Source organism: Laceyella sacchari (assembly GCF_024927925.1).
GTDB lineage: Bacteria > Bacillota > Bacilli > Thermoactinomycetales > Thermoactinomycetaceae > Laceyella > Laceyella sacchari.
Genome location: NZ_CP103866.1, coordinates 3,303,043 through 3,317,022 on the forward strand (window position 1 = coordinate 3,303,043; position 13,980 = coordinate 3,317,022).

The following is a 13,980-nucleotide window of genomic DNA, read 5'->3' on the forward strand; positions in this document are numbered from 1 at the left end:
CGGATGGAAATGATGAGGGTTGGATGAGTTGCTCACATCCGTTCCGGTGCCGACACGCCAATCAGGGATAACCCGTTTCGCAAGACTTGGCGCACACCCGCAAACAGGGCCAGCCGCGCCTGAGACAATTCTGCATCATCGGTGATCACGCGATGTTCGTTGTAATAGCTGTGGAATAAAGTCGCCAAATCATACAAATACCGCACAACCCGGTGTGGCGCCAACTGTTGGGCGCTGACAGCTACTTCTTCTGCAAACTCGCCCAGCTTCTGAATCAGATCCAATTCCTGCTCCAAGGTGAGACGCGCCAACACGTTCGCATCCCAGGAAGGCTCCATCCCCTTCTCCTCGGCCAAGCGGAATACGCTGGCGATCCGGGCCGACGCATATTGCACATAATACACGGGATTGGCATTGGACTGGGACACGGCCAAATCCATATCAAAATCAAGGTGCGCATCTGGGCTTCTCATCACAAAAAAGTAACGAGCTGCATCCACGCCTACTTCGTCCATCAATTCTTCCATGGTCACCGCTTTACCCGTACGCTTCGACATCTTAACCAGTTCGCCGCCTTGATAAAGCTTCACCATCTGGGTGATAACCACTTCCAACTGATCTGCATCATGCCCCAAGGAGTTGAGCGCCGCTTTCATCCGCGGTATATAGCCATGGTGATCGGCTCCCCAGATGTTGATCAATCGGTCATGGCCGCGCTTTAACTTGTCACGGTGATAGGCAATGTCCGGTGTGAGGTAAGTGAATGACCCATCCTGTTTAATCAAGACACGGTCTTTATCATCGCCAAATGCTGTCGAGCGGAGCCACAACGCCCCATCTGCCTCATAGGTATACCCTTTTTCTTTCAGTTCAGCAATCGTTTGCTCAATCGCGTCCGCTTCGTACAAGGACAGTTCGCTGAACCAAACATCAAATTTAACCCGGTATTTCTCCAAGTCGGCTTTGATCTTGGCCAACAGCTTCTGCTTGCCCACTTCTTTTACATAAGCCAAACGCTCTTCCCGCTCCATCTGCAAGAGTCGGTCCCCTTCCTCCTGAGCCAACTCTTTCGCGATGTCAATAATCTCCTGACCGCGGTAACCGTCTTCAGGAAAAGCCACATCTTGGCCCAACGCCTCCAAAACCCGCGCTTCCAACGAAAGGGCCAGCATATTCATCTGGTTACCGGCATCATTGATGTAATATTCTCTGGTTACGTCGTAACCGGCGGCTTCCAAGATGTTGCTGAGGGCGTCACCCACTGCGGAACCACGGGCATGTCCCAAATGCAGATGGCCGGTCGGGTTGGCGCTGCAAAACTCCACATTTACCTTCTCTCCCCGACCGGTGTTGGAATGGCCGTAAGCCGTCCCTTTTTCCTTAATTTCTTCCAACACGCGCACCAAGAAGGATCTGTCCATAAAAAAGTTGATAAAGCCGGGGCCAGCTATTTGCACATCGCGGATGTTGCCGGCACCGCGATCAAGCTCGTCCACGACTTGTGCCGCGATCTCGCGCGGGTTTCTGCGGGCGATGCGGGTTAATTGCATCGCGATGTTAGTTGCGAAGTCTCCGTGCGCTTTTTCCTTTGGCACTTCCAACAGAATCTCCGGCACGCTCTCTTCCGCTACCAGCCCGGTGCGGATGACTGCTTGCCTGATCTCTCGTTTCAATGTTTCCTTCATCTGTTCAAGCGGATTCATTTCACTCGTCCTCCATCCACTTCAAACTCAATTGGTATTTGCCCAACTCTTGCGTGCCCATCGTCAATTCGAATGAAAACGCAATCTCTCCCCCCGTCTCCACGCGACCGCGTCGGTAGGACAGGGTTTTCACTTCCATTTCGGTCTTGCCTGCCGGGGTGTGTACGATGCTCTCCACTTTTTTGCCCGGCCAATATGTTTGTCTGTATGATACAGGCCCTTGCCGTGAAATGGTGACATGGTCTTGATGAGATCGGACAGAGGTGAACACTTCTTCGACGGTTCCCTCATATTCTTTGTACTTCAGTGTCCATTCTCCATTCGCCTTGGCCTCAAACTTGCCGACCAAGTCTTGTTCAATCACTTCCGGCTCTTGTCCCGCTTCTTGCTGTATGACCGATTGGATGTGGATTTTCACTGGGATCAAAGCGCCAGCCTCCCCCAATTTTTTAATACTTGTATCTTAACACTGGTCGGGACTTTTTTGCCAGACGAATAAAAAAGCTTCCCTGCCCTGTGTGAGGGAGGGAAGAGTGTGGGTCAATGCGGTCTATTTGACAAACCCAAGCAGCATTTCCCGAATCAGCTTTGCCGCTACCACAGGGGTTTGTTCACTGTGGTCATAAGCCGGTGCCACTTCGACCAAATCAGCGCCGACCACATTCACTTCCGAACGGGCGATGGCGTGAATCGCCGCCAACATCTCTTTGGAAGTGATGCCACCAGGCTCCGGCGTTCCCGTACCCGGCGCATGAGCCGGATCGAGCGCGTCGATATCGATGGTCACATAGACGGGACGGCCAGCCAAGGATGGCAAACATTTTTCCAGCGGTTCAAGCACATCGAATGGATAAAAGTGAATACCCGCTTCTTTGACATAAGTTACTTCATCTTTAGTCATGGACCGAATCCCAAACTGATACACATTTTGCCCACCGATCAATTCAGCGATTTTGCGCAAAGGCGTGGCGTGGGAATACGGCTCCCCCTCATAATCCGTACGCAAATCGGCGTGAGCGTCGATATGGATCACCGCCAAGTCGGGGTAATCTTTATACACTTCCTGCACCACCGGCCAAGTGACCAAATGCTCTCCGCCCATCCCGATCGGCATTTTCTTCTTGTCCAAGACTTGGCGGACGAAATCACCGATTTGCCGCAAGCTTTTCTCCGGATTGCCAAAAGCCAACGGAATGTCCCCAGCGTCGTAATAAACAATCTCGGTCAGTTCCCGTTCCAAATAATGGCTGTATTCTTCATGCACCAAGGAAGACTCCCGAATCCGCGCCGGTCCAAACCGCGATCCGGGACGGAAACTAACGGTCCAGTCCATGGGCATACCGTACAACACGGCTTGCGCCTGCTCCAAGTCATCACTTGCACCAATGAATACATTACCTGAGTATTTCTCATCAAATCGCATCAATTATTCCCCCTCTGGCTGGAGCAATTCCAGGACGAACGCCGGCAGCGAGAACAACGCTTTATGCAATTCTGGACGATAATAACGGGTGTCGAACCGATGTAGCTTGGTCTCGTCCACTGCCAGAGGATCATATTTTTTCGAGCCAATCGTAAAGCTCCACAATCCGCTGGGGTAGGTTGGAATGCTCGCCGTATACAGGCGGGTGATCGGGAAAGTACTGGAAATGTCGCGGAAAACCTGGCGGATGAGATCCCGGTTGAACCAAGGGGATTCTGTCTGCGCAACCATGATTCCGTCATCTTTCAGCGCTTCATAAATTTCCTCATAGAAAGGCTTTTGGAACAATCCCACCGCAGGTCCGACCGGTTCCGTCGAATCGACCAAGATCACATCGTACTTCCCTTTGTTGTCCCGCACATGCTGAATCCCATCAGCAACTTGGATATCCACACGCGGATCGTCCAGCCCACCGGCGATCTTGGGAAAGAATTGTTTGGACGCTTCAATCACTTTGCCGTCGATTTCTGCCAACACAGCCTGCTCGACACTCGGGTAGCGCAAGATTTCCCGAATGGCACCTCCGTCTCCTCCGCCAACAACAAGCACACGCTTTGGATTGGGATGGGTATTCATCGCAACGTGGGTGATCATTTCATGGTAGACAAACTCATCGCGGTCGGTGGTCATGACCATGCCGTCCAGCACCAACATGTTTCCAAACTCGGCCGTTTCAATTACATCTAACGTTTGGAACTCTGATTTATCGTGATATAACGTCTTATTGATTTTCGTCGTGATTCCATGGTTCTTCGTTTGTTTTTCTGTGTACCAGAGATCCATTTCTCTCATTTCCATCATTGATTACTCCTTTCCTATGTACAACTCTAACTTACTAAGAATAATGCATGGGCGAATCAGTTACAATCATTTTCCTCAACCATAAGACCAACCTTTTTCTCAGGTATATTCTTCCTGCGACCTCCGCATAATATTCTTGCTTCTGTTTAAGTAGAGACGGAAGAAAACACCGGAAAAAGGAGCCGCAAACATGAGGGAACATCCACACGCCACTCCAAACGAATCAACGAAACTACTTTTCATCCTGAAGGGCTTGTCTTTGGGATACAAGTTATTAAAGAGCCTTATCATCACACTCGTGATTGGTGCTCTTTTATCCGGTTTGTTGCTTTTGTATCTGAAGTCGCGTCCATTGCCCGTCCCTAACTTTTTCTCAGCGTCCATACTTTATGACGATTCAGGGCAAGTGTTTGGACGCCTAGACGAAGGGGAAGCGCGCATCCCGGTTCGTTTGCGGGACTTGCCTCCTTCGCTCATCTCCGCCACTTTGGCTGCCGAAGATAAAGATTTTTACCGTCATCACGGTTTTTCGATAAAAGGCATTCTCCGGGCGATGGCAATCAACATCAAAAAAGGGCGCATCGAGCAGGGGGCCAGCACCATCACGCAACAATTGGCGCGCAATCTCTACTTGACCCATGACCGCACGTGGGCTCGCAAGATCAAAGAAGCGCTGTTAACCGCCCAGCTTGAACTCCACTACAGCAAAGACCAGATATTGGAGCTTTATTTAAACCAGATTTATTACGGACATGGCGCTTATGGCGTGGGACGAGCAGCCAAACTTTATTTCAACAAAAAAGCGGAGCAACTCACATTGGCAGAGTCTGCGTTTTTGGCGGGCATCCCCCGGGGCCCCTCTTACTATTCCCCATGGAACCATCTGGAGCGGGCCAAGCGCAGACAACGCCACATCTTGGACCTGATGGTGAAAAACGGGGCGATTTCCCTAGCAGAAGCCGAGCAAGCCAAACAACGCGTGCTTGCCATCGCCCCCCAAACGAAACCCAAACAACTAAAAGCCAATTACTTTCAGGATTATGTCATTTCAACGTTGGTGAACCAGTATGGATTGGATGAAGCTGTGGTGCGGCGAGGTGGTTTAAAAATCTACACCACGCTCAACACCCGCATGCAACAAGCAGCCGAACAAGCCTTGAGAAAACACACCGAACCCACTCCTGGATTGCAGGGGGCTTTGATCTCCGTCGATCCCCGGACAGGAGCCATTAAAGCGATGGTTGGAGGCAAAGATTATCTGACATCCCAGTACAACCGCGTGTTCGCCAAACGGCAACCTGGTTCGTCATTCAAACCGTTCCTGTACCTTAGCGCGTTGCAACAAGGTTTTACCCCGATCACACGCATTGAGAGCAAGCCTACTACATTCGTCTACCAAGGGGGCACTTACAAGCCATCCAATTATCGGGATCAGTACGCTTACCGTCCGATCACCATGAGGGAAGCGATTGCCCGCTCTGACAACATCTACGCTGTCAGCACACTGCTGTCTACCGGAATGGAACGGGAAATCGCCTTGGCCCGGAAACTCGGCATCAAAAGCCCGCTAAAACCAACCCCCTCATTGGCTTTGGGAAGTTACACTGTCTCGCCCTACGAAATGGCCGAATCGTACGCGACGATTGCCAACGGCGGCATCCACCGCCCCCTGATAGGCATCACAAAAGTGGTCGACCCTTTCAACCGTACCATCATCCAAGCGCAACAACCAGCGGAGCGGGTCGCCTCTGACGCCCACACCTTTGTCTTGACTCAGCTTTTGTCTAGCGTGTTTGAACCGGGCGGGACAGGCTATCGGGTTCGCCAACAATTCACCCACCCCGCCGCAGGCAAAACAGGAACGACCGACTGGGACGGTTGGCTGGCTGGATACACACCTGATTTGGTTACAGTCACTTGGGTCGGTTATGACCAAGGGAAACGGCTTCCCCACCATCAAGCCCGTTATTCGCAGTACATCTGGGCCGATTATATGAAGGAGGCAACCAAGCCGTTCCCAAGCCGCCGCTTCCCCGTTCCGGAAGGAGTGAAAGGCGTTTATATTGATGAAGAGACCGGCACACTGGCAACACCGCTGTGTGAACGAGTCCGGTTTGAGTATTTCGTCAGCGGTACCGAGCCGAAAATCATCGCACCGCATCACCGTTTACCGGAGCGGGAGCCGTCACTTTGGGAACGGTTGGCTGACTGGTGGAATCGATTGTAGATCGTATCCGATGAAGATGGACAGCTACACATTGGCCCACACCCAGCGCTAGCATGGCGCGTGGGCCACAAAGTTGTCAATGAGCAAAAAAACCCCCATGCCTTTCAAGGACATGGGGAGGTTTGCTTTAACATTCGTTACTGCCGCCGACGCGTCCCTCGCCGTCTGCAAATTCACCATCATTCAGCAACGTGATTTTGCCTGCTGCAGCCAACTCTTTCATCACTTCATACATGCTTTCTTTTTTCCCTTCAGGAAGGGACCGCACAAATTCGTTAATCTCTTGCTCGGATACATTGGCGCGGAAATGCGTACCGCCATGCCTCGCAAAATGTTCATGGTTATTTGCCATCACTACCGCCTCCCTATCCTTTAGCTTGCGCAAAAGAGGCGAAAATTTACCATGCCATCACAAAAACAAAAAATGGCGGACAACTGTCCGCCATTTTTTGTGTCCTAGCAAAAGATTCCGAAACCACTACTTAGTGTACTCCTGCCCCATATGAGGCGGCAATAGCGAATGAAGTTTGTTCACATTTCGTTCAATTTTATGACGGAAGCTGCGCTTTTAACTCCGCCTTGCTGTTATTCCACATTTCTTCATTGTGTTTGATGAGTAACTCTTTCAACGCGGCCTTCTCCGTTTCACCCATTTCCGACAGCTTGACTCGCCGTTTCAGTGCATCATCCATGCGGTTCACATGAAAGGCGAGATTTTTCCAACCGATGCGTTTCTCCCGATCAATCCGCATCGGGCAAGCCGCGGCACCGGCATAATACGGGCCGTTTTCATCACGATCTACCGCTACCCACACGACCCAATATAAGGTGCCCCCAGGCACTTCATCTTCATTGCTGGTAAACTTCACACCACGCTCTACCGCGCTTTTGGCGTGAATCAAACCGAGATCGATCTTAGCCTGATCTCCTTCGATCAATATGGAAGAAAGATTGCTCAAGCTGATGGTGCCTGTGTGGTAAGCCCCGTGGGTGGTTGATTTGTTGCTTAGAATATTGAATTGCACATCTTTTTTGTTGCCCATATGCTTTTAGCAGTTACGAAAGCGCGTTTCCCCTTTCGTAACGCTTCACCTCCCTTTGCCGTTCGGGTTTGTCCCGTCCATCCGTCGGATCGGTTTTCCCCCTCCACTTATTTTACAAGATTCATCGCCGAAAATCCCGTTTTTGCAGAAGGGGGAAACGGGAAGGTGATCAGGGAGGGAAACGCCACCTGTTATCCGCCGGCCAAGCCTAACACCTCATTGCAGGGTGTGGACGCATCTGAAGCTTTCTGAGAGCCGGTTACTTCCCCGCGCACGTGTTTTTCCCGCTTTTGTTTGTCCTTGATCGGCTCCACTTTGGGAGCTTGCATCTTGCCCGGCTTCCGTTTCCGAGCGGCCTTCTCCGCCGTACGCTTCATCTCCTTGTTGTCCCTCTCCTGTTGATCTGCTTCCGCTATTTCTTGTTCTTCCGTTCCCTTTTTTTGTTCTGCCTCCGCAGACTCTTCCATTGGCTCGGGCACTGACTGTGGCTCCTCAAGTGAGGCCACCATATCTGCCCCCTCTTGGGCACCGACCAATGATCCTACTGTCGCTTTCGCCGGCTCTGCTTCAGGCGGGTATTCTTCAGATATCACCACTTCACCCAAGGTCTTTTGCTTCAGCGGCAATTGAATATTAAACGAGGTTCCCAAGCCCGGGGTGCTGGTAACGCACATGATTCCCCCATGATCTTCAATGATGCGGGAACAGATGGCCAATCCCATTCCCGTCCCTTCATCCTTGGTGGTGAAAAACGGTTCAAAAATGCGAGAATACAATTCCGGAGGAATGCCATTTCCGTTGTCCATTACCTGGATATGCACTTGCTCCTCGCTCTTTTGCCATGAGACTTGCACTGTCCCTTTTTCCGACAAAGCCTCCAACCCGTTTTGCACTAAATTGATCAGCACCTGTTTCAACTGCTCGGCATCCGCCTCCATCTCTACCGGTTGATCCGGCTGATGGCCAATCAGCTCATGTCCCATCAAGAGGGATTTTGGTTGCAGCAGGCTGAGTACATCATTCATCAGGCGATTCAGATTAAACCGGGTTACTTTCACCGGCTTGGCTTCACTCAAATTAAGAAACTGTTTCAACAAGTCGTTGATGCGATCAATCTCGGGCAAAATGATTGATTCCCATTTTTTTACCGCTTCCGACTCGACAGCGGAAATCTGGACAAACCCTCGAATCGATGTAAGCGGATTGCGAATTTCATGGGCCAGTCCGGCCGCCAACTGCCCGAGCGCCGATAGCTTCTCCAGCCTGAGACGGTGCTCCTCCTCCTTGTCGCGCCGTTGTCGTTGGGCGAGCATCAGGCGATCTTCCGCTTGTCGGATCAATTCCGCTCCTGTCTTCGCTTCCGTGGGATAGGAGGCTGACGCCATACAGTAATTGAGCAACGGATGATTGGCCTTCACCTCGGCCAGGACAAACTCCACTGTTTCGATCAAACGCCGCAACACCGCGCCATCCCCCATCAGCCCGATGGCAAACTGATCTCCGTCATAGCGGGCAATCCGCGCGGAAGGAGGCAAATGTCGCTTTAACAAGTTAGCGATCTGCACCAATAGCCGATCGCCTGTGTCGTTTCCATCCTTCATATTGATTTGCCGAAAATCGGTCAAATCAAAGCAAACCACATGATAGGACAGGGAGTGGGCGCATCGGGACAATCCACGGGTCACTTGCTCCTGAAACCCGTGAAAATTGTACAAGCCCGTCAGCGAATCGCGCAGATAGGTTTCTTCCAGCTCTTTCTGAAATTCTCTCAACCGTCGGTTGGACTCGTTTTTCTGTTCAATCAGGCGACGCGTTTTCTCTTTCTGTTTCTTCAATTCAAAGAACCGATCCCGCACTTGGTCGCTAATCCACGCAACCCAAACAAAAAGCAAGCCGTGGCTGACCAGCTCGATCGCCCGCAAATAACTCCATTCAGTATAAGCAGATATCAATATGTAAGTAATAAAAAAACTTATGGTTATAAGATAGTTTCTCTCATCAGATGCTCGAAATAATACATATCCTAATACAATTAAATATACCGTTAAAATAGGGATTGTCTGCGTAAACAAGTCAAGCAATGCAATCGTGGCGACAATGGATGCCATATAACCATAACGTGGAAAATGACTGACCCACTTCCGGTTCAGCACCAGCAGAAAACTGAGTAACGTTGTGATTAATCCCACACTAATCCAATGGAGGGACGGATGTAGGGAGAAGATTTGCTCAACAAAGTAATATAACCAACCTTTGCTCTCGGTCGCCTGTATATCTAACACGTCCAATACCCACCCCTTCATATCACAACTTTTATGCCATAATTCAACGCATTTTTACAAGACATGCCACTTTATTAGTTATTCTCTTCCACTGTAAAATGAAAAATCCTCCCAATCTTCCCTCTTTCGACATAAGATTTAATATTTCGATCACACCTTTGACGATTTTATGAGGTTATGATAGGCTTATTTTCAGATAAATATATCTTCTAATTGTTTGCAAGCCAAACCCAGGAGGGACGCCATGAACCAAGCGGAAATCTCCCTGGCCGAGTCCATTCTTTCAGCAGTCGGCGGTACGGAGAATATTCAGAGTATTGCGCATTGCATGACTCGTCTGCGCCTGACTTTGCGCGATGAGTCTGCGCTCCAATTGGATCAATTGCGGTCGATACCAGGCGTGCTCGGCGTGGTGGAGCAAGCCGGAGAGTACCAAATCGTGTTGGGACCTGGGCTGGTTACGCGCGTGGCCACGCACTTGAGCAAATTGAGCGGCAAGACCTCCACAACGGTAACGGAAGAACACCAAGTGCAACGGCACAACACCGCCAAGCAACTGGTGCGCAAAATCGCCAACATCTTCATCCCATTGATTCCAGCCATTATTGCAGGCGGAATCATCATGGGCTTGACCAATGTGCTCATCCATTCCTTCCCCAGCCTCAAAGAAGGCAGCACAGTGATTCCGTTGTTACAGGCCATGAGCAAGGTCATTTTCGCATACCTGTCCGTCTTTGTCGGCATCAACACAGCCAAGGAGTTTGGCGGAACACCGGCGTTAGGCGGAATTGCGGGGGGCCTCTTCATTCTCCCCGATATCGAAAACATCCAGCTGTTCGGGGAAGCGCTGGTCCCTGGTCGCGGAGGGTTGATCGGCGTCCTGTTGGCAGCCTGGTTTATCGTCTGGCTTGAAAAAAGCATTCGTCCGTTCGTACCCAAAAGCATTGACATCATCGTCACTCCAACTGTGGCGGTTCTAATCACTGGCTTCTCCACGTATATCGCCTTGCAACCAATCAGCGGCTTCCTGTCTGAAGCGCTTACTGGTGGCATCCAGACGCTGTTAAACCAAGGCGGTTTGTTCGCCGGCGCAATCCTCTCTGGTTTCTTTCTGCCCTTGGTGATGCTGGGCTTGCATCAAGGACTTATTCCCATTCATATGGAGCTGTTAAACGCGACTGGTATCGACCCCTTGCAACCAATTCTCGCCATGGCTGGCGCCGGACAAGTAGGAGCGGTATTCGCTGTCTATCTCAAAACACGCAACACCACGTTGCGTAATGTGATCAAAGGCGCCTTACCTGTAGGCATTCTGGGCATCGGGGAACCACTGATCTACGGTGTCACCTTGCCCTTGGGTCGCCCATTTATCACCGCATGTTTGGGAGCTGCGGTCGGAGGCGCGTTTCAAGCAGTGTTCAAAGTGGCCTCCGTTGGTATCAGCGTGTCGGGGTTGCCGCTCACATTGCTGATCAAGCCGGATCAAATCATGCTATATCTGATCGGCATTGTGATCTCTTACGCGGCCGGCTTCTTCTTTACTTATTTCTTTGGCTTCAAAGAGGACATGGCCAAACACTTCTCGTCTCACAGTCCGGCATCGAACAAAGGGGTGTCTCTGCAATAAGTTGGCAACGCGCGCAAGCGGACGGTGGGCCACAGCTCTCCGCCCGCCTGCGCCTCGACGCAACCCACCCGCGCCTTCATAGGCGTTTTTTTCATGTTCATTTGGCCACCCAAGCGGCCCGCCGCCCAAATGAACATGAAAAGGAGCCCGCTTTGGATCAAGACACGGACTCCCTACTTATTCTAATTGAATAATTAAGTTTAACCACCGCACGTTTCTCCTCATTCTCATGATGTTCTTGATTCGCCGCGGGGATTGCTGGTCGCCCTTGGCCTTATTTATTCTTTCGCCCCGTTGTGCGACGTAACGGATAAGACCAAAGGCCCCCATTATCCGAGATAATTGACCAAATGGTTAAACCCCTTTGCCGCTTTGTCTTTGCCTTCCACTTCATTCTCCACCACATGCTTGTTCACCTTGTCCCAACCGTAAGGCTCTTCCATCGCGATGTGATCCCGCTTCAGCAAGGCGAACTTTTGCGCCTCTTCAGCATAAGGATGGTAGACGCCTTGCGCTTCGTGCGCTTCCATCCCATAGGTGGATTGTCCAACTGCAGCCCGTGGTGGATAATGCATTTGCTCATTCAGCAGGGTGTGCACCACCGTCTCCTTCAGGATGTTTTTGATCTCCTCGCTACGGTAACCGCTTTCCAAGCTCTTGATCCATTGATAAACCGGGCCATCTTCCGGAGTGAACGTGACATTGCGCTGGGTCGGCACATACTCGCTCCGCTTCTGGATTTGCTCCTTCAACAGACGAGAGTCGCAGATCGATTGCAAGGGGAAATAGTTGTTGCGCAGATAGGACTGGATGCAGTACTTCACCAGCATCGGGAATTGGCCTTTCGGCAGGATTTCATACCAATAACGAACCAGACGATCCTTTTTTCCTAGATATACGCCAACGGTAATGGATGACATATAAATACACCTCCGGGATTGGTCAAAAAATTTTAAATACCTAGAATTAATATTAATGGTAACAGGTGAACTACGAAACCGTCAACGGGAATACTTTGTCGAATCCTGTTATATATGCTCGGAAACGAAAAAAACATGCTTAACGCATGTACAATCTATACGAAGGCAAAAAGCCAGGTTTTAAATTTTTATTTAATCAGGTAAAGGTATTGCTAGCTTTCAGCAGACATTTGATAGCGAATCTGATTGATTTGCTGATAAGCGATCTTGTCTTTCAAACATTCAAACATCTTAATCACAGGGGCAGTATTCACTTCAAATATCCAAATCTTCCCGTTCTCATCCACGGTCAAATCAATGCCAAGTTCCTTTAAACCTGTAAAGCGTTTATTTAATGTTTTGGCTATTTCTTTGGAAACTGCATATATTTCTTTTTTTTAATGTTTTTTCTTTTTTACCAACTGAATGCGAAATGCGTTTGATCACCTCGCTTGCATCCAGCGGGGTTCCTCCTCGACAATGATTGGTGACCAAGCCCCCCGGAGGAGCCAATTTGGCGCAAAAACCCGTGATTAACCAGTCATTTTGCGGTTTTTGCAGGTGAACGCGAAAATCGACATTTCTCTCGTCCACTTTCGCCATTTGAATCCCTTGTTGTGCCATGTAATTTCTTCCGGATATGATCTCCTGCTCAATCCATTTAAACGCCCTCTGTACTGGCAACTCTCTTCTGCCGTTCAGTGTTTGACATATTACTCCTCTTTTGGCAGGGGTTAGCTTGACCACCCCTTTCCCGCCGCCGCCAATGTCGGGTTTGAGAAAGACAAACCCATGGCGTTGCAACATGTTAATTACTTCCTTCCTACTGTACGCTTGACTTTCCGGGATGTAAGGCCTGATTCGATCATTTTCCCAAAGCACCGCCGTTTTCTTCAATTTGCTGGGGACCGACTGCATCCTTGGCATTTTTCTCATTTATCTACCATCCTTTCGCTCCCCTTACTATATTCACCTCCGCCAGATCGGGTCATCCTCCTTTCACCCAATTTTGCCTAATCCCCTCAACCGGGGATGGTAAAATAGTTTCATAGGCGGGCGATTGTTTTCCCAATGTTCTTGTGGGACAATGATTTTACGCTTTTTATGTCCAGGAGGGATCTGTACGTGAGCGCCAAAATCTACGTAGTGGAAGATGAACGGCCAATTGCCGATATTATTAAGTTCAATTTGGAGAAAGAAGGTTACCAAGTGGAATGCATCCATGATGGTGACGAAGCAATTCAAAAAGTGCTCAACGCGCCGCCGGATTTGATGTTACTGGACTTAATGTTACCCGGCGCCGATGGTATCGAAGTTTGTCGAAGAGTGCGACAGCACTTCCAATTTCCGATCATCATGCTGACCGCCAAAGACTCGGAATTGGACAAAGTGTTGGGATTGGAGATGGGCGCTGACGACTATGTAACCAAACCATTTAGCAACCGTGAACTCCTAGCGCGGATCAAAGCCAATTTGCGCCGCACTCAGTCGCAACGCCAAGAAGCGACGCGGGAGGAGCCTGCCAAAAACAATCTGGTCATCGGTGATTTGATAATCGACCCACACAGTTTCATCGTCAGCAAGCAAGATCGGGTTATCGACCTGACCCACCGCGAATTTGAATTGTTGCTCTACTTGTCCAAACATGTCAATCAAGTGCTGACCAGAGAACATCTCCTGCAATCCGTCTGGGGGTATGATTACTTCGGTGACGTGCGCACTGTCGATGTGACCATCCGCCGTCTGCGTGAAAAGATCGAAGACGATCCGAGCGCGCCTAAGTACATCATCACGCGGCGCGGCATCGGTTACACGATTCGCGATCCCCGCGCAGATCGGTGAATGGGTGGGTAAA

At 50.2% G+C, this 13,980-nt stretch carries 14 protein-coding genes; 3 read left to right on the forward strand and 11 right to left on the reverse strand.

The window, feature by feature from the left end; genetic code table 11:
- Positions 1-32: 32 nt before the first annotated feature.
- The 4 genes from argS to speE all read right to left on the reverse strand — a co-directional run bounded on the left by argS (position 33) and on the right by speE (position 3,969).
- Positions 33-1,703, reverse strand: coding sequence for an arginine--tRNA ligase (gene argS, locus NYR52_RS16180; protein ID WP_259436037.1), 1,671 nt, complete (start codon positions 1,701-1,703; stop codon positions 33-35).
- A 1-nt stretch (position 1,704) separates the two neighbouring features.
- A complete protein-coding gene (locus tag NYR52_RS16185) occupies positions 1,705-2,121 on the reverse strand; it encodes a YwiB family protein (protein WP_246026921.1) in 417 nt (138 codons plus the stop codon).
- A 132-nt stretch (positions 2,122-2,253) separates the two neighbouring features.
- Positions 2,254-3,126, reverse strand: a complete 873-nt coding sequence (gene speB / locus NYR52_RS16190) for an agmatinase (RefSeq protein ID WP_132221801.1) — start codon at positions 3,124-3,126, stop codon at positions 2,254-2,256.
- 3 nt (positions 3,127-3,129) lie between these two features.
- The gene (gene speE / locus NYR52_RS16195) at positions 3,130-3,969 is read right to left on the reverse strand and encodes a polyamine aminopropyltransferase (RefSeq protein WP_029071957.1); all 840 of its coding nucleotides are present in this window, start codon (positions 3,967-3,969) and stop codon (positions 3,130-3,132) included.
- A gap of 208 nt (positions 3,970-4,177) precedes the next feature.
- Between speE and NYR52_RS16200 the strand changes: the two genes are divergently transcribed.
- Positions 4,178-6,214, forward strand: coding sequence for a transglycosylase domain-containing protein (locus tag NYR52_RS16200; protein ID WP_132221803.1), 2,037 nt, complete (start codon positions 4,178-4,180; stop codon positions 6,212-6,214).
- A gap of 127 nt (positions 6,215-6,341) precedes the next feature.
- Here the strand turns inward: NYR52_RS16200 and NYR52_RS16205 are convergent, their stop codons facing one another.
- The 3 genes from NYR52_RS16205 to NYR52_RS16215 form a co-directional block, all read right to left on the reverse strand.
- On the reverse strand, positions 6,342-6,566 hold the full coding sequence (locus tag NYR52_RS16205) for a hypothetical protein (RefSeq protein WP_054095810.1): 225 nt from the start codon (positions 6,564-6,566) through the stop codon (positions 6,342-6,344).
- 196 nt (positions 6,567-6,762) lie between these two features.
- Positions 6,763-7,257 carry a YwhD family protein gene (locus NYR52_RS16210; RefSeq protein WP_259436038.1) on the reverse strand — a complete coding sequence of 165 codons (495 nt, stop codon included), beginning with the start codon at positions 7,255-7,257 and terminating at the stop codon, positions 6,763-6,765.
- A 191-nt stretch (positions 7,258-7,448) separates the two neighbouring features.
- Positions 7,449-9,539 carry an ATP-binding protein gene (locus tag NYR52_RS16215; RefSeq protein WP_259436039.1) on the reverse strand — a complete coding sequence of 697 codons (2,091 nt, stop codon included), beginning with the start codon at positions 9,537-9,539 and terminating at the stop codon, positions 7,449-7,451.
- A 244-nt stretch (positions 9,540-9,783) separates the two neighbouring features.
- On the opposite strand from NYR52_RS16215, the gene NYR52_RS16220 reads away from it, so the two are divergent.
- A complete protein-coding gene (locus NYR52_RS16220; RefSeq protein WP_132221809.1) occupies positions 9,784-11,166 on the forward strand; it encodes a PTS transporter subunit EIIC in 1,383 nt (460 codons plus the stop codon).
- Here NYR52_RS16220 and NYR52_RS16225 read toward each other — a convergent pair.
- The 4 genes from NYR52_RS16225 to NYR52_RS16235 form a co-directional block, all read right to left on the reverse strand.
- On the reverse strand, positions 11,127-11,303 hold the full coding sequence (locus NYR52_RS16225; protein ID WP_259436040.1) for a hypothetical protein: 177 nt from the start codon (positions 11,301-11,303) through the stop codon (positions 11,127-11,129). The two genes, NYR52_RS16220 and NYR52_RS16225, sit on opposite strands and share 40 nt — an antisense overlap.
- Before the next feature lie 192 nt (positions 11,304-11,495).
- Positions 11,496-12,086 carry a hypothetical protein gene (locus tag NYR52_RS16230; RefSeq protein WP_132221813.1) on the reverse strand — a complete coding sequence of 197 codons (591 nt, stop codon included), beginning with the start codon at positions 12,084-12,086 and terminating at the stop codon, positions 11,496-11,498.
- 212 nt (positions 12,087-12,298) lie between these two features.
- On the reverse strand, positions 12,299-12,514 hold the full coding sequence (locus tag NYR52_RS16820; protein WP_375163210.1) for a YheC/YheD family protein: 216 nt from the start codon (positions 12,512-12,514) through the stop codon (positions 12,299-12,301).
- The gene (locus NYR52_RS16235) at positions 12,474-13,061 is read right to left on the reverse strand and encodes a YheC/YheD family protein (RefSeq protein ID WP_259436041.1); all 588 of its coding nucleotides are present in this window, start codon (positions 13,059-13,061) and stop codon (positions 12,474-12,476) included. The genes NYR52_RS16820 and NYR52_RS16235 overlap by 41 nt, the downstream gene beginning before the upstream one ends.
- A 189-nt stretch (positions 13,062-13,250) precedes the next feature.
- Here NYR52_RS16235 and yycF point away from each other — a divergent pair, with 189 nt between their 5' ends.
- Complete coding sequence (yycF, locus tag NYR52_RS16240; RefSeq protein ID WP_132221817.1) at positions 13,251-13,967, forward strand: response regulator YycF; 717 nt, start codon at positions 13,251-13,253, stop codon at positions 13,965-13,967.
- Positions 13,968-13,980: the final 13 nt, after the last annotated feature.